This window comes from Enterobacter sp. LU1 (assembly GCF_008271405.2).
GTDB classification, from domain to species: Bacteria; Pseudomonadota; Gammaproteobacteria; order Enterobacterales; family Enterobacteriaceae; genus Enterobacter; species Enterobacter hormaechei_C.
Window position 1 is genome coordinate 2279517 of the sequence record NZ_CP043438.2, and the last position, 18633, is coordinate 2298149.

Sequence of the window (18633 nt, forward strand, 5' to 3'; positions counted from 1 at the left end):
GCTTACGGAACCCGCTGAGCGACCATAAACAGGCGCGGAAAAGCCAGCAGTATCTGCCCGTTCTCCTGGAGCGGATACTGCTCTTCCAGCAGCTCAAGGTAGCGTTTCAGATAGTTTTTCTGCTCGCTTTCGTTGAGTTCCTGTAACCACGGCCGTAACCCCGTCGCGCTGACCCAGTCAATAATCGCCTGATGAGAGCTCATCTGATGGAAGTAGGTGGTGCGCCAGATATCCACGTCGCATCCCGCTTCCGTCAGAATATCGTAGTAGGCATGGATACCCGGCAATGGCTCGCGGCCACGATCGGGGTAGCCCTGTTCCCAGGCAACTTCACGCATAAGGGCGTGCGTCGGCTCAAGCCAGTTGTCAGGCATTTGCACCGCCAGCACGCCGTTTAACTGGAGCAGTGAAACCAGGTGTGGCAGAAGGTGGTAATGGTCCGGGATCCATTGCAGTGAGGCGTTGGCGTAGATCAGGCTGAGCGGCTGGTCAGGTTTGTAGTGCCGGATATCCGCCTCAACAAAGTGGCAGTCTGGCAGGGCCTGTCGGGCTTCCTCCAGCATGGCCGGGGAGTTATCCACGCCGGCGATCTGCGCAGAAGGCCAGCGCTGTTTCAGCAGCGCGGTGCTGTTGCCTGGCCCGCAGCCCAAATCCACGCCAGAGGTTATGTCAGCAAGCGGCACCCGGGCGAGTAACTCAGCGGCGGGACGTGTGCGTTCTGCGCTGTACTGTAGATAAAGAGAGGGATCCCAGTCGGCCATTTTCGCATCTCCATGTTGAGGTGTTCAGCAAGAATAGCACAGGTAAATACCTGCGCCGGGGCAGGTATCTGGCTAATGGTGAGATTATAAAATGCCTTTGAGGGCCAGGTGATAGAGCAGCATGATGGTTTTTCCGTCGACAATCTGCCCATTTTCAATGCCCCGAAGCGCGTCGTCCAGCGTCATTTCCAGTACGTCGATATCTTCTCCCTCTGCTTTAACGCCTCCGCCCGCGCTGGTCCGATCCTGCGGGTGATATTCCGCCAGATAGAAGTAGAGTTTCTCGGTAACCGAGCCCGGGCTCATATAGGCCTCAAAAATTTTCTCTACGCGCGTCACCTTATACCCGGTTTCTTCTTCCGCTTCGGCCTTAATCCGGCTTTCCGGGTCAAGGTTATCGAGCAACCCGGCGGCCGCCTCAATGAGATCCTCTTCGTGACCATTTATAAACACCGGGAAACGGAACTGACGCGTCAGAATGACGGTTTTGCTGTCGCGATTATAGAGCAGGATCGTCGCGCCATTCCCCCGGTCATACACTTCACGCTCTTGTCGCTGCCAGTCGCCATCGCTGCGCTTGAGGTCAAAAGTGTATTTTTTCAGGTTATACCAGTTGTCGGACAACGTTTCGCTGTTGATGATGCGTATATCTGCACGTTTTGATTGCACGTTTGGCTCTCCTCTCGTAGAGTAAGCATCATAAACAGCACTATCGTGCAAATACAAGGCATATCGTGCAACAACAGGAATAATTCATGCTCACAAGCCAGCGTAAACAGTTGATTCTGGAAAAACTGGAGGCGGAAGGTCAGGTCCAGTCTACTGCGCTCAGCCTCTTTTTCTCGGTGTCTGAGGACACTATCCGCCGGGATTTACGTGAACTGGCGGCAGAAGGGCGTTTGCAGCGTGTTCACGGCGGCGCACTGCCAGCATCGTCAGCGATTGCGCCTTTTGCCGAGCGTCAGTCCGTTAAAATGGATGCAAAAAAACGCGTGGCACGGCGAGGCGCGCAGCTCATTTCACCGGGGCAGGTGGTGATCATTGATGGCGGGACGACCACCTCCGAACTTATTACGTTCTTACCACCCGATTTACGGATAACCGTGGTGACGCACAGCCCGGGTATCGCTTTGGGGCTGGTCGACCATCCATGCATAGAGGTGATCCTGATTGGTGGTCGTTTGTATAAACACTCCATCGTCACGGTCGGCGCGGCCGCTATTGAAGGCATCAATAATATTCATGCGGATCTGTTCTTCATGGGGGTCACCGGCGTCCATCCTGAGGCCGGGCTGACCACCGGAGATTACGAAGAAGCGTGCATCAAACGTGCATTTTCCGGCAGAGCGGCGGAAACGGTGGTATTGGCCTCCCCGGAAAAGATCAACACGGCCTCGGCGTTTGTGATTGGCGACCTGTCGCTGGTGAATACGCTGGTTGTTGAAAACACAACGGATGAACGCTGGGTGAGCGCTCTGAAAGAAAAGGGCGTTGCGGTGATCGCAAGCCAGTAAATATCTGCTTTTTTGCCAGCCTGACCGCGTGGCTGTCAAACAGACAAAGGTTATCCTTCACGCGGATTTCTAGACTAAGGCTTTCATCTGTTTAAGGACAAGCCATGAAAGCGGTCTCCATTCTGACGTGCGGCGCGGACCCAACCGCGCAACGCCTGTCAACGTCTGCCATTCAGCAGGCCATAAATAGCGCTCAACAGAACGATGTCATTGTTATTCCGCAAGGCCGTTTTCTGACCGGAGCACTGTTCCTGAAAAGCGGTGTTTCGCTTCGCCTGGACGCTGGCGCACAGCTCGTTGGAAGCCAGGATCTGGCTGATTATCCATTGATAAACACCCGGGTGGCGGGCATTGATATGCGCTGGCCGGCAGGCATTATTAATATCATCGATTGTGAAAACGTCAGTATTACCGGTACAGGCACGATAGACGGGCAGGGTGTTATCTGGTGGCGACGCTTCTGGGGCGATGACGAGCGCAGCGGCATGGTCGGCGATTACAGCGCCAGAGGATTGCGCTGGGTGGTTGATTACGACTGTCAGCGTCCGCGCAATATTCTGGTCTTTGAAAGCCAGAGCATTCTGCTGCGTGATTTTACCAGTCGGGAGTCCGGATTCTGGAACATGCACCTTTGTTATTCGCGCCATATCACGGTTGAGGGCGTGCAAATCAGCAATTCTGCGGGGCCGAGCACCGACGGGATTGATATCGATTCCTGTGAACAGGTGCGGGTTGAACGCTGCATTGTTTCCTGTAATGACGACAATATCTGCATAAAATCAGGACGAGGACGCGAAGCGGCGCAAAAAGCACGTACTGCAAGGGATATAGTGGTCCGCGGATGTACGCTGAATAAGGGGTCCGGGATCACGCTGGGGAGCGAAACCTCAGGCGGCATTGAACGCGTCCTGATAGAAGATAACGCGTTTAACGGTACGGGCGTCGGGTTTCGCATTAAGTCGGCCCGCAACCGGGGCGGGTTTATCCGTGATATCACCGTCCAAAATTTACGGCTTATGGACGTGCGTTTTCCGGTGCTGATCCAGCTGAACTGGTTTCCGCAGTACAGCTATGGCGACCAGAGCAATTTATCTGATAAACCTGAACACTGGCGCAAGCTGGCTGATGGCGTCGAGGGCGAAGCCGGTCTTACTGCGGTCAGCGGACTGACGATTAAAAATATGACGGCGCGTCGCTCAGACAACAAATATTTCTCGCGGGCATTTTTCATTGAGGGGTATCCGGAGCGTCCTGTGACCGGATTAACACTGGACGGAATTTTGATTGACGCGTCAGAGTTCGGGAAAATTTCCGGTGTGGATGGGTTGCGCTTTAAGGATGTGCAGGTGACTGCCGTGGAGAACACGCAAGACTGTAACGACAGTTATGAACGTTAAGGGCATAGAATCGATGGACATAATGCGCTGAATGAGCAGAACAAGGACGGGTCCGAAACGGCTGGATTTGTTCTTAATTAATCTTAGTGCGCATAATGTATATTATGTTAAATAAGATATTATGGAGCCTATCCCTCGTCAGATAAGCCCATCGCATCCCACCTCCTCCCTTTGCCTCTACTGAGGAAGCCTGAGAAACAGTGTCCGTTCCTGAGTCTGCGATGCTTTGAAACCATGGTGGATATAAAACGCTTTGGCTTCCTCAGTGAGTGCATGAACCATGATCGCTCGCACCCCGATATTCTCAGCTACCCGATAACAGCGTAAAACCGCATCGTGGAGTAAATCGGCTCCCAACCCGTTTCCGCGTAACGAGACATCCACAGCCAGACGGGCAAGTATAATCACGGGAATGGGATCCGGCATGTTACGCCGCAGATTCCCCGTCGCTTGCGTATGGTTAACACTGCCGGTAGCCAGCGAGTAAAATCCCGCGACCTGCTTCGTGCCCGTTTTACAAACGACAAATGTTCGGGCTGCGCCGAGCGCCTGGTTTTTCAGACCTCTTTGTTTTAGCCATTCGTCAAGCACGGCCTCTCCGCTGACGAACTCCGCCAGTTGATGGACGCTGGATAAGGGCTCTGGTGCTGTTACACGTCCCACTGCGGTTTCCTTGCCAGCAGTTTTTCTATGGCAGGATCGTCCGCGACCGGGGCATCGAGCATGTCAATGAACTCTGCGTACTGTTCATCGTTAAAATTGAATACACGTCGATCGAGGATCACATTCTCGGCTGCCTGACAGGCCATCTCCAGAATGAAGTCCGTGCGTGATTTATGGAGGATCTCTGCGGCGGCATCGATAAGCGCCCGCTGGGATTCTTTGGCTCTGAGATTGAGTTGAACATCTGATTTCATAGGTATACCTCTTGTATAGCAATTGCTTTACAAGCATAGCATAAGCGGTGTGTATAGCAATCGCTATACAGAGCCCGAAATTATGTCTGACCTCTCCACACCGCATATCGCAAGAATTTGCTCTCTCAGCCAGCGGTGACCAGGGTCGCGTTCCATTCTTGGGTGCCACATCTGCGATACCGTAATACGACGGCTTTTGAACGGCAGCTCGAACAGATGTACCTGGTCCGTTACCTGCTGATTGAGTAAATAGAGCGCGGGTATCATGGCGATAAGATCCGATTCCAGCGCCACGGACAGTGCCGTCGGAAATCCCGGTACGACGCTGGCGATTTTACGTTTTGTCCCCAGTTCGGCCAGCGCATCGTCAACGGAACCGTGCAACGCGCCCTCGGGTGACGCTACCACATGGCCCCAGGCGACATAATCCTTCACGCCTATTTCTGCCTGCTTAGCCAGCGGGTGTCCCTTACGCACGACGCCCACAAACCGATCCTCAAACAACCGTTGCAGCCGTATTTCAGGCCCCATATTGCTCTGGACGCCAATCTCCAGATCAACCAGCCCTTCCCGAAGATAGCGCGACGTTTTTTCCGGCTTAGGCGCGAAGCGTATACAGACGTCCGGCGCGGCATCGGCCACAGCCGCTATAAGCGCAGGCCCAAACGCCACCACAAAACCATCGTTTGCCCTGATGGTAAAAAGGCGCGCCAGACTTTGCGCACTGAACGTTTCAGTTGAGGGCTGCAATACCGCCCTCGCCTCGTGCACTGCACGTCTGGCGCGATCCCGGGTCGCTTCGGCCCACGGGGTTAGTACCATGTTACGTCCTGCGCGCACCAGGATCGGGTCGCCTGTAACGTCGCGTAACCTGCTTAATGTCCGGCTCATGGCCGAGGTGCTGAGGTTCAGACGACGTGCTGCACCTGCGACACTCGCTTCGCTCAGCAATATGTCGAGTGCAATCAGTAAATTAAAATCAGGATCGGTCATAGCGCTCATTCCTGTTCATTCAGATAAGGCGTTTCGTGCAACGATAAAGTGTAAATGGTGCGCCTTCCGCCCTGTAAAAGCCATCTTTATAGTTTTGTCATCCATACACTCTTCTCAGAGGACAACATAATGACGCTCTTTTCCAGTCAACCCGGCGACGAAGGACTGCCTGGCCCGGCGCGCGCACGGGTGATGGCCGCAATTATGACCACCACCTTAATGGGCGTGTTTGATGGCACCATGATCAACATTGCCCTGCCCTCCATGGCTCAGGAGATGCGGGTACCTGCCAGTATTGCCGTCTGGTTCGCCAACGGGTATCTGCTGGCGGCTGCGATGACGCTGGCGATATTCGCGGCGCTTGCGGCCCGCCTGGGTTATCGCCCCGTATTTCTGGCAGGTCTGACGACCTTTACCCTGACATCACTGGGTTGCGCGCTGGCGAATACACCCGAAGTGCTTATCGGTATGCGCGTGCTTCAGGGGATCGGCGGCGCGGCGACGCTGAGTATTGCCCCCGCAATCCTGCGGTCCGTATTTCCCGGGCGATTGCTTGGCCGCATTCTGGGGTTGCACGCCCTGCTCATCGCCTCCAGCTCCGCTATCGGCCCGGTATTGGGCGGGACGATCCTTCACACCCTGAGCTGGCAATGGCTGTTTGCGATAAACGTTGTTCCCGGCACCCTCGCCTTACTGCTGGCGGTCAAAGCGCTGCCGCGGGATGCGGTTCGAAAGCAAGCGCCTTTCGACACCCCGGGCGCGATATTGTCGGCGCTGCTGTTGGGGTCGACGATCATGGCGGCGAACAGCCTCCAGGACTATCATCCCGGTAGCCTTTGCTGGACAATGCTCGCTGCGCTGAGCGGCATGGCGTTTATCTGGCAGATCCGCCGCGCGGATAACCCCTTACTGCCGCCGATGATGTTTAAAAATGAACGTTTTACCCTCGCGGCCTTCACGTCGATGATTGCTTTTGTCAGCCAGGGGATCACCTTTATTGCGCTGCCCTTCCTGTTTCAGAGCGAATACGGCTACAGCCCGGTGTTGTCTGCCCTGCTGTTTACGCCGTTGCCGCTAGGGATCGTACTGATTGCACCGCATGCAGGCCGGTGGGCAGACACGATTTCAGCCCCGGCGATATCCACCCTGGGGCTGATGATTTTTGTCGTCGGTTTGATCCTGCTGGCAACATTACCCGCCCGCCCTTCAGTGTGGGATATCTGCCTGCGGAGTCTGGTGTGCGGAGTGGGGTTTGGCTGCTTTCAGAGTCCCAATAACCGGGAAATGCTTTCCAACGTTATTCGTGAGCATGCGAGCTATGCATCCGGTGTTTTATCCATTATGCGCACGTTCGGGCAATGTCTTGGCGCCGCCGCCGTGGCCGTTCTGCTGGCCGCAGATGAAAGGTCAATTCATGTTGCGCTGTGGGTCGCCGCCGCAGCTTCTGCGGTAGCGGTCGTCGTCAGCGCGAGCCGGTTGCGTAAAATCACTCATCCTGCGGAAACAGGATGAGCACAAAAATATAACTAATCGCTACTCCAGCGCCAGCAGCGCAAAACTCGCCAGCCAGTGGCCGCCGCTGTAGTGACTGCCGACAACATGCTCCACGCTTGCCGAGAGATGGCGCGCAACGGCATCCTGTAACGCCTGTTGCGCCGGGTGGTTTTCCGGCAGAGCACGGGCAATGTGCTTCATACACCACGCGCGGCTGAGGTTAAGCCCGTCCAGATGTGCGATTTTCGGGTCGGTGCGGTCGCTTACCTCAGCCGGGTTCATCAGCGCTGAAACGGCACCCACTTCAGGCAGAAACGCATCGAACCAGGCCGGGAAATTCTCTACCACCTTACTCATCAGTAACGCCTCGGTCAGCGCCCCGGAGATATACTCGTCGCCGCCCGGCTCATAATGCGCCGGATATTGCGTGTCCGTATGATAAAAGCGCGTCGCCGCGTCCAGGATAGCCTGTTCAAGCCCGTCATCCGTCACCGCCCGGGCATAATCCAGCCCCAGCGCGAGCGCAAACGCCGTGTTGTAATGTGTTCCGACGCGGATGGGATAGGTGAGCTTGCTGAGGTAATCCACCAGCCGCTGGCGAATATCCCGCGTTAACGGTTGCAGCGTCTGGTACCAGCGCTCCGCCTGTGGCAGTGACGACTGTTTCAGCTCCTGCGCCAGCGCCAGCAGCCAGCCGTAGCCATAAGGCCGCTCAAACGACGCGCGGAACGGCGCGGTAAAATAGGCCAGCTCCTTCGCCACCTTCTCGTCGATCAGGTGTTCTTCGAACAGAGTGATGATCTCTTCCCGGCACGGCAGTTCGGGCCAGAGACGCAGGCAGCGCAGCAGCAGCCAGTAGCCGTGCACCGCAGAGTGCCAGTCAAAACAGCCGTAAAAGATCGGGTGCAGCTCGCGAGGCGGCAAAACGTCGCCGTCATCGTTGAGCAGATGCATAATGTGGTTCGGGTATTCCTGACGTAAATAGGTCAACGGCATTCTGGCGAAGGCGTCAGCCTGATGTTGCGTTAATTCCATTGCAGCTCCTTAGCGAAACACGAGGAAATACATTAAGAACACGTTCACCACCAGCAGGGTTAACGCGGTCGGGATCTGGATCTTGATAACCTGATATTTGTCTTTTAGCTCCAGCAGCGCGGCGGGCACAATGTTGAAGTTGGCGGCCATCGGCGTCATCAGCGTGCCGCAATAGCCTGCGTACATACCGATAGCCAGCAGCGGCGCCGGGTTACCGTGATGGACGTTAATCAGGAATGGCAGAGCGATACCGGCGCTTAACACCGGGAAGGCTGCGAAGGCATTACCCATGATCATGGTAAACAGCGCCATCCCCACGCAGTAAATGACCACCAGCATGAAGCGGCTGTCCGGGTTCACAAACAGGCTGACCACCTTTTGTACCGATTCGCCGGTATTCGCCACCACAAACACCCCGCCGAGCATGGCGAGCATCTGCGGCAGGATCACCGCCCAGCCAATGGTATCGACCAGCCGACGAGACTGACGCACCGCATGCAGCGGCGTACCTTTTGTCAGCCACCAGCCGGTAAGGATAGCCGCCACGCAGGCTACGCAGAGCGCCGCCAGCGTAAGCTGTTTCTGGTCGAGCAGATAAACGCCGCCAATCGACACGCCTTTCAGAAACAGCGTCCCGATGACCGTTACCACGGGGATCATCAGTGCCGGTAAAAACAGCCAGTTTTTCAGCCGGTTCGACGAGGCAACACGCTCCTCCTCGGTGGACATTTTATAATGCCCCTTCCCGACCAGCCCGAAACCGGCCAGCAGCGCAATCACGATAACGGCGCCGCCAATAATGCGATACGCCAGCGACTTACCCAGCTCCTGCACCATCAGATCGCCAAACAGGAAGATCCCGCCGAACAGAAACCAGAACAGCGCCGTGGTATAGCGTTTCGGGTTAGCGCGGTCGCGAAGGGTCATCACAACCAGCAGCATCACGACGAAGCCGATCAGGTAATACACGCGGTTAATGGTGATGAGGGTCATCATGGTGCGATCTCCTGCGTACCCTGCTCTGCTTTCCAGGCCATCACGTCGCGACGAATGCTGGCGTCGAGGCGCAGCAGACGCGTCATATGGATGATCAGTGCCGCAATAGCGGTCGGAATGGCCCACAGGCCGATATGCAGCGGTTCGATCCCCTCGATCCCGTTCTCTTTCAGGAACGCATCAATCAGCAGTACCGCGCCAAAGGCGATAAAGATATCTTCCCCAAAGAAAACCGCGATATTGTCACACGCGGCGGCATGGGCTTTGATTTTGTCGCGGATAGTCTGCGGCAGTTCGCCGTATTCATTCAGGGCCGCCCCTTCCGCCATCGGCGCCAGCAGCGGACGCACCGTTTGCGCGTGGCCGCCAAGGGACATCAGGCCCAGCGCAGCCGTCCCTTCGCGGGCAACAAAGTAAAGCATCAGGATACGCGCCGAGGTGGCGCTGGCGATCTTCGCGACCCAGGCCTGGGCGCGCTCTTTCAGCCCGTAGTACTCCAGCAGGCCAATCACCGGCAGGATCAGAATGAAGGTGGCAAGCGATCGGCTATTCACGAACTTTTCGCCAAAGGTTTCCAGCAGCATACCGAAATCCATGCCAACCAGCAGGCCCGTCGCCAGCCCCGCCACCACGACAACCAGCAGCGGGTTGAAACGCAGTGCAAAACCAATAACCACCACCGGAATCCCGATAAGTGGCAACAGTGTAGAACTGTCCATAAACGTTACCCTATCCAAAGTGAGCGTTGCGCGCCGACGGCTATTTTTTATACTTCGCAGCAGAGCGAAGCCGGTGCATTACGGCGCGCGATGTTGTGTTTTGCGTCAGGCTCCACAGAACCTGCAATAAAAAGCTATATCTGAACGTCAAAAACATGTAAACAATTTATCAATAAAATGTTCTTATTTTATCGACGGGTTTACATTTCGGGGGAAGGATCGTTATGACAGTAAACAAAAAGACGACGGCGTTAAACCACGACGATATTGCGGACGGGCGAATCGTCTCCTCCCGTCATCTCGTCTCAGAGCGGTGTGCTGAATTATCAGAGCTGGAATATGCGCTGATCATGACCAGCAATGCGTTTAACAAATGGATGGTGCGCTGCATGACCGCAGCGGGTGAACCGGATATGGGGGCCTTTGACGTTTCGCTTCTGCACCACGTGAATCACCGCAACCGCAAGAAAAAGCTGGCCGACATCTGCTTTGTGCTGAACGTGGAAGATACCCACGTGGTAACGTATGCGCTGAAAAAGCTGGTCAAGGCGGGATATGTCACCAGCGAGAAAGCCGGAAAAGAGCTTTTTTTCTCCACCACGGAGGAGGGAAAAGCGCTGTGCATGAAGTACCGGGAGGTGCGGGAGGCCTGCCTGATCAACATTCATGCGGAAAGCGGCATTCCGGGAGCATCAATTGGCGAGACCGCGCAGTTACTCCGCGCGATCTCCTCCCTGTATGATACCGCCGCACGCGCGGCGGCCTCGCTTTAAGGACGGCGGAAAAGCGACATGCTCCGCCCGGCCAGTTCATAATCGACGGATTCCGTGATGATTTCCCCTGTGGGGGCCTCATCCGCCGTCGAAAGCTCCAGCACCCAACCCCCTTCGCCAAACTGGGGGATCTGGAATGGCACCGTGCCTTCAAACGGGTTAAACAGCATCAGCACGTCGTGCCAGACGCCCTCTTCCTGCTCAAGATCGGGACGGCTGATGGCAAGACCAAGGGTGGAACCCTCGTCCCATTGTTCCGACTGCTGCGGTCCGCCACCGGCGTTAAACCAGCGGATCTCCAGCCCGTCGCGCCAGTTTTCACGTCGCAGCAGCGGCTGCGTCGCGCGCAGGGCAATCAACCGACGGGTAAAGTCGCGCAGCTTCTCGTCGTTTTCAGTGAGTCCTTCCCAGTTTACCCAGGAGATCTCGCTGTCCTGACAATAGCCGTTATTATTGCCCTTTTGCGTCCGGCCAAACTCATCGCCTGCCAGCAGCATCGGCGTGCCGTGGGAGAAGAAGAGCGTGGTGAGGAAGTTGCGCTTTTGCCGCTCGCGGGTGGCGATGATATCCGGGTTCTCCGTCGGCCCCTCTTCACCGTAGTTATACGACCGGTTATCGTTATGTCCGTCGTTATTATCTTCCCCGTTATCGGCGTTATGTTTCTCGTTGTACGACACCAGGTCGTTCAGCGTGAAGCCGTCATGCGCGGTAATAAAATTGACGCTGGCCCACGGACGACGCCCGCGCAGATCGTACAAATCACCGGACCCTAACAGACGGGCGGCAAAATCGTTAGAGACGTTATCCCCCTTCCAGTATTCACGTACCGTATCGCGGTATTTGTCGTTCCACTCACCCCAGCCTGGCGGGAAGCCCCCCACTTGATACCCGCCGGGGCCGATATCCCACGGCTCACCGATGAGCTTCAGCTTCGACAGCACCGGATCCTGGGTCACGGCATCGAAGAAGCCGCCGCGCGGATCGAACCCCTCCGGCTCACGTCCGAGAATGGTCCCGAGGTCAAAGCGGAAACCGTCAATCTGCATCGATTCTGCCCAGTAACGCAGGGAGTCCATGACCATCTGCAATACGCGCGGGTGTGAAGTATTAACGGTGTTTCCGGTGCCGGTGTCGTTGATGTAATACCGGTGCTGATCCGGCATGGTGCGGTAATAACAGAAGTTATCAATTCCCTTAAACGACAGGGTTGGCCCCAGCTCGTTGCCCTCCGCCGTGTGGTTATAGACCACGTCGAGGATCACCTCGATGCCCGCGTCATGATAGGCACGCACCATGTCGCGGAAACCCTGGATCCCCGCCGGGCCGTAATAGCGTGACGCTGGCGCAAAGAAACCGAGCGAGTTATAGCCCCAGAAGTTTTTCAGACCGCGATCGAGCAGGTGCTGATCGTCAGGGAACCAGTGAACCGGCAGCAGCTCGACCGAGGTAATCCCGAGGCTTTTGATGTACTCCACCGACGCTTTATGCCCCATCCCCTCAAACGTACCGCGCAGTTCAGGCGGAATAGCCGGGTTAAGCTGGGTAAAGCCTTTTACGTGGCTCTCATAAACCACGGTATGCGGCCACGGGATATCGGGTCGGCGGGAGTCTTGCCAGTCGACGGAATAGGGGTCGATGACCTTACATTTGGGCGTAAACGGCGCGCTGTCTCGCGTATCAAAGCTGAGATCCAGCTCATCGTGTCCCAGCTCATAGCCGAAGTGGGCATCGTTCCACTCAATGTCACCCACCAGTTCACGGGCATAGGGGTCAATAAGCAGCTTATTGGGATTGAAGCGGTGACCGTTCTCCGGATCGTAAGGGCCATACACACGGTAACCATACAGCGCCCCCGGTTTCAGATCCGGCACATAGCCGTGCCAGACCTCATGGGTATATTCCGGCAGTTCCAGGCGGGCTATTTCTGTTTTTCCCGAAGGATCAAACAGACACAGCTCTACCCGCTCCGCATGGGCGGAAAACAGAGCGAAGTTCACTCCTTTTCCGTCATAATTTGCGCCCAACTGTTGGCCATGACCGGCCCGAATTTCAAACGTTGTATCCTTTGGCATTTTTGTTCTCCTCGATTATTCGCAGGTAAGCAGAACCAACAAACATCCCTTTTCAGACGTTAAATCCAGCGTCTCTGGCAGAAGGCGACGCTCACCGGTAAACAGATCCCGGTAGTACTTCCCGGCCAGCTCCTGGGGTATGGCCACCGTAGTATTGGCCCACAGCATCGCATTGTCGGTGACGTCAAACACCAGACGCGGCACGGCGACGATCAGCGCCTCGTCATCTTTTATGCGGGCATAAACGATCAGATTCTCCTCCCGCTCGCCGGTCACCTTCAGCGGCAGCCAGTCGCCGTAGCGGAAAAGCGCGGGGTAATGCGGCCGCAGCCGTAACAGCGTGGCGGTGACGTACTGCTTCACGCTGCCGTCTCGCCAGCGTTGCGCATCGTTAAAAATGGTTCCATCCGCTACGCTGAGGTTTTCCGCCAGCGCGGTGAAATCCGGTTCGCGGCGGTTATCCGGGTCGACCAGGCTGAAGTTAAGCCCTTCGCTGCCCTGGTAGATGTCCGGTACGCCTGGCGCAGTCAGCTTGATCACCGTCTGGCTCAGGCTGTTCATTAACCCAGCCCGAATAAACGGCTGGAGTGCGGCACTGAAATCACGCAGGAACAGGGTGTTATCCGGGGAGAGCAGATGGCGCACGTAGTCCAGCACCACGCTCTCGTACCCTTCGTTGCTGTCGATCCAGTCGGTACGCTGCTTGGCCTCGCGCAGGGCTTTCTCAATAAAGCCGAGAAAACGCTCTTCCAGTGACTTAAGGCCATCTCGATCGTCAGGCGACAGCGTGGCTGGCCAGACGCCCGCCAGCGCCTGGAAGATCATCCAGGTGTCGGCGGCGTTCGGCGCGGTGCCGTCGTTGAGGAATCGGACCTGCGTCTGGTTCATCTGCCGCCAGCGCGCCAGGTTTTCCCCCCACAGATCTGGCGCTTCCGTCAGCGTGTATAGTCGCGCTCGCGCATCCTCGCCGCGTTTGGTGTCGTGGGTGGAGGTTCCCAGCAGCGCATCGGGCTGGCGGGCAAGACGAATGCGCATCTCCTGGTGAAAACGGGAAAGTGAAAATGCGCGCGGCGTCGGGTCAGCGCCGACTTCGTTCAGAGCCAGCTCCAGGTTATGGCGGAAGAACAGCGTATCCTCTACCGATTTCGCCATCAGCGGCCCGGTCAGTTGCTGAAAACGGGTGCGGAAAAGCGAGGCCAGCGCGTGGTCCTCCTCCGGCAGATCGCCGGTAAGAATACGCACGATCAGGCTGAGCGCGGGTTCAGAGGTGTCGACGCTGGCGACCACGCGACTGAGCAGCGCCACATCCGGTGGCGTCAGCCCCTCTCCGGTGCCGTAGGTGCGATACACCGGAAACGCGATAAGCAGCTCGCGCAGGGCATGGCGGATATCCTCATGCTCCACTTCGGCGCCGTTATGCCCGGCCAGCTCGCTGGCTATTTTGAGCAGCGTGGTAAATTCACCTTCAAAATTACGATCGGTCATCAGCCCTTTGGCTTTGCGAAGTTCCGCCTGCCTGTCCACGGTCGTACCCAGCGTCTCATCGTAGAGCGTCTCCAGTCGCGAGAGGTTGGTATCGTCCACCAGCACTTCCGCCAGCGAGGCGATGAACTCATAGCCCGTGGTCCCCGAGACCGGCCACTCCGGAGGAAGCTGTTCCCCTTTTGCGAGGATCTTCTCAACCGTGATGTAGCAATCCGGTCCGGTCGCCGCACGCAGGCGTTGCAAATAGCCCAGCGGATCGGCAAGCCCGTCCACATGGTCAATGCGCAGGCCGTCGACAACCCCGGCGTGAACAAGCTCAAGGATCAGGCGGTGCGTGTCTGCGAAGACCGCCTCATCCTCTACCCGCACGCCGACCAGCCCGGTGATTTCAAAAAAGCGCCGCCATGAAAGCTGTTTCGGCGCTTCCCGCCAGGACATCAGCCGCCAGCTTTGCGCCTCGTGGATCTCAGCGATGCTCTTGCCTTCGGCATACGTGCCGGGATTAAGCGGATAGGCGGTATCATAGTAAACCAGCGCTGCGCTGTTGGTGACACTGTCACGTTTTAAGGTGAAAGCCCCCCGCTCTAGCTCGGCTACAAAGGTGTCGCCAAGAAACGGCAACGTCAGCGGTCGGGACCAGTCGATATCAAAATACGCCGCATAGCGGCTCTGCCTGCCTTGTTCGATAACATCGCGCCACCAGCGGTTTTCCAGCGAGGTCGACATATGGTTAGGAACGATATCCAGAATCAGCCCCATCCCCGCCTGTTTCAGCGCTGCCGCCATGCGGTCAAACCCTTCCCGCCCGCCAATCGCCGGGTCGATTTCGTTGGGGTCGGTCACGTCATAGCCGTGGGTGGAATCCGTGGTTGCGGTGAAAACAGGCGACGCGTAAAGATGGCTAATTCCAAGGTCTTTCATATACGGAATCAGGTCCACCACGCGATCGAAGGTCATGCCGTTGCGAAACTGAATTCGGTAAGTAGAGGAAGGGATCATAGCGCTGCTTCTCCATCAGCTAAGCGAACAACAATGCTGTTTGGCGGCAGGTTATCGACTGCCTCCGGCCAGCTAAAGATCGTTTTTCCGGGCAGGTTCGGTAAGGCGAGCGGCTTTTTGCCGATATTCAGCGCCAGCGACAGCGTACCGGACGGGAAACGCCAGCTCACGGCAACCATGCCGAGCGCCGTTTGCAGGACGTTACCCTCCACGGCGCCCCGCTGTTTCAGTAGCGGGACGATAAAGCGCTGACGCAGCGCAATCAGTTCGCGCGTAGCGTGCAGCCACGCCCTGCCTTCCTGCGTGTCTGCCTTGTTCCAGTCAAGCTTCGACCGCATAAAGGTATTTACGTCATTGGGGTCCGGTACGGTTTCATCGTGCCCGGCATGGCCGGTGAACTCTTTCGCGCGCCCTTCCCGCACGGCTTTCGCCAGGTCGCCGTGGAAGTCGGTGAAAAAGAGGAACGGATGCGTTTCGCCATACTCCTCGCCCATAAACAGCAGCGGAATATGGGGCGACAGGAGCAGCGCCGCGAACAGCACACGCGTTTTATCCGCGCCTGCCAGAGAGATAAGCCTCTCCCCCCGGGCACGGTTGCCGACCTGGTCGTGATTCTGAATAAAATCGACAAAAAACTGCGGAGGTTGCTCGCGACACTCTACCCCGCGCGATTTTCCGGTCTGAAGCGAGATTTCCCCCTGGTAGACAAAGCCCTCTGCCAGCGCCCGCGCCAGTTTTTTCTCCGGCTCAAAGGCAAAATCCTGATAATAGGCGTGTGATTCCCCGGTCGCGAAGACATGCGCGGCGTTGTGAAAATCATCATTCCATTCGGCGGTGAAAAGCGGCGTCTGACCATGCTCATCGCGCGGATGCAGGAAAATCACGTTGCGACTGTCTTCGGTGGTCAGATGGATATGCCGATCCGGAAATGCGTCGCGGATCCGTTGCGCTATCTCGGGAAGAATATGGGTCTCAGCGTCGTCATGGATCTGGTCGATGGCGTCGAAGCGCAGACCGTCAAGATGATACTCCGAGAGCCAGAATAACGGCGCCTCGGCGATGTATTGCCGGACGGCCTCAACCTCATAGGCAATACCGTTGCCCCACGGGGTCATACGATCCTGATGGAAAAACGCCGGTGAGAGCAACGGCAAGTAGTTCCCTTCCGGGCCAAAGTGGTTGAGTACGATATCCAGCACCACGGAAAGCCCGAGCGCGTGGGCGGCATCGATGAAGGCATGAAAATCATCCGGTGTGCCATAAGCCGAGTGCGGGGCATACAGCAGCACGCCGTCATACCCCCATCCGCGCGCGCCCCCGAACTGGGACACGGGCATCACTTCCAGTTGCGTAATACCCAGTTCGGCCAGATAAGGCAGTTTGCCGATGGCCGCCCTGAAGGTTCCTTCCCCGGTGAAGGTGCCGATATGCAGCTCGTAGATCACCGTCTCTTCCCACGGTCGTCCTTGCCATTCCCGCTGAGTGGGCAGGCTGCGACGCGGGTCGATCACCACCGACGGGCCGTTGACGTCAGACTGCTGCGCGCGCGAGGCCGGGTCCGGCACCGCCATTCCATCCTGTAAAACAAACTGATACGTCGTACCGTGCCTGACGCCGGGCACGTCAATCTGAAACCAGCCGTCGCCCACCGCCGCCATGGGAATGTCGGTATCGGTTAAACGCAATGTGAGATCTTTCTGCCCTTCTGCCCAGACGCGAAAACGTACAACGTCATCGGAAATAAACTCAGCACCCCAGTGCCTGCGACATGTTCTGAATTCCATTCATTGTCCTCGAATGACCACCTTTTACGCGGAACGAAATACAAGCTTAGACCAGGATCTACAGAGTGTTATGCCAGCAGGGGATGCCGCTTCGTCTATTATCTATTTATAACTCCCACTTAAGGAATACTATGCATATTCGAAAAGGATTAAGTACAGACCTCGCCCGCCTTGAATGTTGTGATTTTTCTTTCAAGGTTGATGAGATTGCCAGAGAGCCATTTCTCAATGGTGATTTGCATATCGAGGCGCTGACCGAACCTTATCTTAAAACCTATGAACTTGATCTCCAGACGCTGGAAAATCATTGCGTTAATCCGGATTCAATATTTCTTATCGCCGAAACGGATGACGGTGAAATCGCCGGTTTTATTACCGCGTCCTGCAACTGGAATAAATTTATTTCGGTGGATTACATTGCCGTGGAGCGTTCAAAACGCCGTACGGGCGCGGCGCACAAGCTGATGTCCGCCACCCACGTCTGGGCGCGAAGCCTCAATGCGCCCGGGTTACGGCTGGAGACGCAGAACGTTAATGTTTCTGCCTGTCAGTTCTATCGTCACTATGGGTTTATTCTCGGCGGTTACGATCGCTACCTTTACAACGCCCTGCCGGAAAAAGATGAGGTCGCCCTTTTCTGGTATTACATGCTGGCTTGAGAAAATATTTTATATCCGCTACCAGAAGATAGATTTGTCTGAATTTGTCAATTTTGCCCGCTTACGTTTAATTAACGACTAATCTTGGAATTCACTATTAAGGAGGCCGGTATGTCTACAGGAAATAATCACACGCTGCATTACCCTCGTCCACCGTTTGCTGAACAACCGCAAAGGGCCCCCGGGCTGGCATCGGAAATGAAGCCAATACCGGATCACGGTGAAACAAGTTATATCGGGTCAGGAAAACTGGCAGGAAAAAAAGCGCTGATTACTGGCGGTGATTCCGGAATTGGTCGCGCGGTAGCGATCGCCTATGCCCGTGAAGGTGCAGATGTGGCTATTGGCTATCTCCCGGAAGAGGAGTCCGATGCGGCATCGGTCATTGCGCTGATTCGGGCCGAAGGCCGTAAAGCGGTCGCCATTCCCGGCGACATTCGCGTGGAGTCGTTCTGCGATACGCTGGTGGAAAAAGCCGTCGCGGAACTGGGTGGCCTGGATATCCTGGTGAACAACGCTGGACGCCAGCAGTACTGCGAATCGATCGACGATCTCACCACGGCAGATTTCGACGCGACGTTTAAAACCAACGTCTATGCCCCCTTCTGGATCACTAAAGCTGCGCTGCGCCATTTGCAGGAAGGCGCCGTGATCATCAACACCACTTCCGTTCAGGCGTTTAAACCGAGCGCGATCCTGGTGGACTATGCGCAGACCAAAGCCTGTAACGTGGCCTTTACCAAGTCTCTGGCTCAGCAGCTGGGGCCGCGTGGCATTCGGGTGAATGCCGTCGCGCCAGGTCCATACTGGACGCCTCTTCAGTCCAGCGGCGGTCAGCCGCAGTCCAAAGTTCAAAAGTTCGGGGAAGATACGCCCCTGGGCCGACCGGGCCAGCCGGTTGAAATCGCACCGCTGTATGTGCTTTTTGCCTCAGATACCTGCTCATACGCCTCCGGACAAGTATGGTGCTCTGACGGCGGTACCGGCGTGCTGTAAAGCATTCTCTCAGACCTATCCATTTCATGGATAGGTCAC

General features: G+C 56.4%; 17 protein-coding genes. 6 read left to right on the forward strand and 11 right to left on the reverse strand.

All coding sequences use genetic code 11. The annotated features are described in order from the left end of the window. Window positions 1–2 precede the first annotated feature (2 nt). Window positions 3–761 carry a trans-aconitate 2-methyltransferase gene (tam, locus tag FZF21_RS11000; protein WP_023296628.1) on the reverse strand — a complete coding sequence of 253 codons (759 nt, stop codon included), beginning with the start codon at window positions 759–761 and terminating at the stop codon, window positions 3–5. Window positions 762–845: 84 nt separating this feature from the next. After that, window positions 846–1430 (reverse strand): NUDIX domain-containing protein, encoded by a 585-nt coding sequence (locus FZF21_RS11005; protein ID WP_149121326.1) that lies wholly within the window; start codon window positions 1428–1430, stop codon window positions 846–848. A gap of 86 nt (window positions 1431–1516) precedes the next feature. Here FZF21_RS11005 and FZF21_RS11010 point away from each other — a divergent pair, with 86 nt between their 5' ends. Both FZF21_RS11010 and FZF21_RS11015 read left to right on the forward strand, forming a co-directional pair. Then, window positions 1517–2275, forward strand: coding sequence for a DeoR/GlpR family DNA-binding transcription regulator (locus FZF21_RS11010; protein WP_015570520.1), 759 nt, complete (start codon window positions 1517–1519; stop codon window positions 2273–2275). Between the two features lie 104 nt (window positions 2276–2379). Continuing rightward, the gene (locus FZF21_RS11015; RefSeq protein WP_045349604.1) at window positions 2380–3672 is read left to right on the forward strand and encodes a glycosyl hydrolase family 28 protein; all 1293 of its coding nucleotides are present in this window, start codon (window positions 2380–2382) and stop codon (window positions 3670–3672) included. 177 nt (window positions 3673–3849) lie between these two features. Here FZF21_RS11015 and FZF21_RS11020 read toward each other — a convergent pair whose 3' ends face one another. From FZF21_RS11020 to FZF21_RS11030, 3 genes are all read right to left on the reverse strand, one after another. Continuing rightward, the gene (locus FZF21_RS11020; protein WP_003857133.1) at window positions 3850–4335 is read right to left on the reverse strand and encodes a GNAT family N-acetyltransferase; all 486 of its coding nucleotides are present in this window, start codon (window positions 4333–4335) and stop codon (window positions 3850–3852) included. Further along, window positions 4323–4589, reverse strand: a complete 267-nt coding sequence (locus FZF21_RS11025) for a DUF1778 domain-containing protein (RefSeq protein WP_003857131.1) — start codon at window positions 4587–4589, stop codon at window positions 4323–4325. The genes FZF21_RS11020 and FZF21_RS11025 overlap by 13 nt, the downstream gene beginning before the upstream one ends. 63 nt (window positions 4590–4652) lie before the next feature. Next, a complete protein-coding gene (locus FZF21_RS11030; RefSeq protein ID WP_047726560.1) occupies window positions 4653–5582 on the reverse strand; it encodes a LysR family transcriptional regulator in 930 nt (309 codons plus the stop codon). A gap of 129 nt (window positions 5583–5711) precedes the next feature. On the opposite strand from FZF21_RS11030, the gene FZF21_RS11035 reads away from it, so the two are divergent. Beyond that, the gene (locus FZF21_RS11035; RefSeq protein WP_149121325.1) at window positions 5712–7094 is read left to right on the forward strand and encodes an MFS transporter; all 1383 of its coding nucleotides are present in this window, start codon (window positions 5712–5714) and stop codon (window positions 7092–7094) included. 21 nt (window positions 7095–7115) lie between these two features. Here FZF21_RS11035 and FZF21_RS11040 read toward each other — a convergent pair whose 3' ends face one another. Genes FZF21_RS11040 through FZF21_RS11050 form a run of 3 tightly spaced genes read right to left on the reverse strand, consistent with a single transcriptional unit; the run spans window position 7116 to window position 9826 of the window. Beyond that, on the reverse strand, window positions 7116–8111 hold the full coding sequence (locus tag FZF21_RS11040; protein ID WP_017382342.1) for a DUF2891 domain-containing protein: 996 nt from the start codon (window positions 8109–8111) through the stop codon (window positions 7116–7118). A 9-nt stretch (window positions 8112–8120) separates the two neighbouring features. Next, a complete protein-coding gene (locus tag FZF21_RS11045) occupies window positions 8121–9107 on the reverse strand; it encodes a DUF979 domain-containing protein (RefSeq protein WP_017382341.1) in 987 nt (328 codons plus the stop codon). Continuing rightward, window positions 9104–9826 carry a DUF969 domain-containing protein gene (locus tag FZF21_RS11050; protein WP_003857121.1) on the reverse strand — a complete coding sequence of 241 codons (723 nt, stop codon included), beginning with the start codon at window positions 9824–9826 and terminating at the stop codon, window positions 9104–9106. The genes FZF21_RS11045 and FZF21_RS11050 overlap by 4 nt, the downstream gene beginning before the upstream one ends. A gap of 224 nt (window positions 9827–10050) precedes the next feature. On the opposite strand from FZF21_RS11050, the gene FZF21_RS11055 reads away from it, so the two are divergent. Then, complete coding sequence (locus FZF21_RS11055) at window positions 10051–10599, forward strand: winged helix DNA-binding protein (RefSeq protein ID WP_017382340.1); 549 nt, start codon at window positions 10051–10053, stop codon at window positions 10597–10599. Here FZF21_RS11055 and glgX read toward each other — a convergent pair. Genes glgX through treZ form a run of 3 tightly spaced genes read right to left on the reverse strand, consistent with a single transcriptional unit; the run spans window position 10596 to window position 16939 of the window. Beyond that, complete coding sequence (gene glgX, locus FZF21_RS11060; RefSeq protein ID WP_063945876.1) at window positions 10596–12671, reverse strand: glycogen debranching protein GlgX; 2076 nt, start codon at window positions 12669–12671, stop codon at window positions 10596–10598. The genes FZF21_RS11055 and glgX overlap by 4 nt on opposite strands. 15 nt (window positions 12672–12686) lie before the next feature. Next, window positions 12687–15155 (reverse strand): malto-oligosyltrehalose synthase, encoded by a 2469-nt coding sequence (gene treY, locus FZF21_RS11065; protein WP_149121324.1) that lies wholly within the window; start codon window positions 15153–15155, stop codon window positions 12687–12689. After that, the gene (gene treZ / locus FZF21_RS11070; protein ID WP_063945878.1) at window positions 15152–16939 is read right to left on the reverse strand and encodes a malto-oligosyltrehalose trehalohydrolase; all 1788 of its coding nucleotides are present in this window, start codon (window positions 16937–16939) and stop codon (window positions 15152–15154) included. Before treZ ends, treY begins: the two co-directional genes overlap by 4 nt. A 131-nt stretch (window positions 16940–17070) precedes the next feature. On the opposite strand from treZ, the gene FZF21_RS11075 reads away from it, so the two are divergent. Both FZF21_RS11075 and FZF21_RS11080 read left to right on the forward strand, forming a co-directional pair. Next, the gene (locus FZF21_RS11075; RefSeq protein WP_032653615.1) at window positions 17071–17598 is read left to right on the forward strand and encodes a GNAT family N-acetyltransferase; all 528 of its coding nucleotides are present in this window, start codon (window positions 17071–17073) and stop codon (window positions 17596–17598) included. Window positions 17599–17709: 111 nt separating this feature from the next. Further along, a complete protein-coding gene (locus FZF21_RS11080) occupies window positions 17710–18594 on the forward strand; it encodes an SDR family oxidoreductase (RefSeq protein WP_017382335.1) in 885 nt (294 codons plus the stop codon). The last annotated feature ends 39 nt before the right edge of the window (window positions 18595–18633 follow it).

Bases quoted from the DNA above. Each gene is read 5' to 3' on its own strand.
- FZF21_RS11045 (WP_017382341.1), bottom strand. From the start codon at position 9,107: ATGATGACCCTCATCACCATTAACCGCGTGTATTACCTGATCGGCTTC.
- treZ (WP_063945878.1), bottom strand. From the start codon at position 16,939: ATGGAATTCAGAACATGTCGCAGGCACTGGGGTGCTGAGTTTATTTCC.
- treY (WP_149121324.1), bottom strand. From the start codon at position 15,155: ATGATCCCTTCCTCTACTTACCGAATTCAGTTTCGCAACGGCATGACC.
- FZF21_RS11035 (WP_149121325.1), top strand. From the start codon at position 5,712: ATGACGCTCTTTTCCAGTCAACCCGGCGACGAAGGACTGCCTGGCCCG.
- FZF21_RS11075 (WP_032653615.1), top strand. From the start codon at position 17,071: ATGCATATTCGAAAAGGATTAAGTACAGACCTCGCCCGCCTTGAATGT.
- glgX (WP_063945876.1), bottom strand. From the start codon at position 12,671: ATGCCAAAGGATACAACGTTTGAAATTCGGGCCGGTCATGGCCAACAG.
- FZF21_RS11030 (WP_047726560.1), bottom strand. From the start codon at position 5,582: ATGACCGATCCTGATTTTAATTTACTGATTGCACTCGACATATTGCTG.
- FZF21_RS11050 (WP_003857121.1), bottom strand. From the start codon at position 9,826: ATGGACAGTTCTACACTGTTGCCACTTATCGGGATTCCGGTGGTGGTT.
- FZF21_RS11025 (WP_003857131.1), bottom strand. From the start codon at position 4,589: ATGAAATCAGATGTTCAACTCAATCTCAGAGCCAAAGAATCCCAGCGG.
- FZF21_RS11055 (WP_017382340.1), top strand. From the start codon at position 10,051: ATGACAGTAAACAAAAAGACGACGGCGTTAAACCACGACGATATTGCG.
- FZF21_RS11040 (WP_017382342.1), bottom strand. From the start codon at position 8,111: ATGGAATTAACGCAACATCAGGCTGACGCCTTCGCCAGAATGCCGTTG.
- tam (WP_023296628.1), bottom strand. From the start codon at position 761: ATGGCCGACTGGGATCCCTCTCTTTATCTACAGTACAGCGCAGAACGC.
- FZF21_RS11080 (WP_017382335.1), top strand. From the start codon at position 17,710: ATGTCTACAGGAAATAATCACACGCTGCATTACCCTCGTCCACCGTTT.
- FZF21_RS11010 (WP_015570520.1), top strand. From the start codon at position 1,517: ATGCTCACAAGCCAGCGTAAACAGTTGATTCTGGAAAAACTGGAGGCG.
- FZF21_RS11015 (WP_045349604.1), top strand. From the start codon at position 2,380: ATGAAAGCGGTCTCCATTCTGACGTGCGGCGCGGACCCAACCGCGCAA.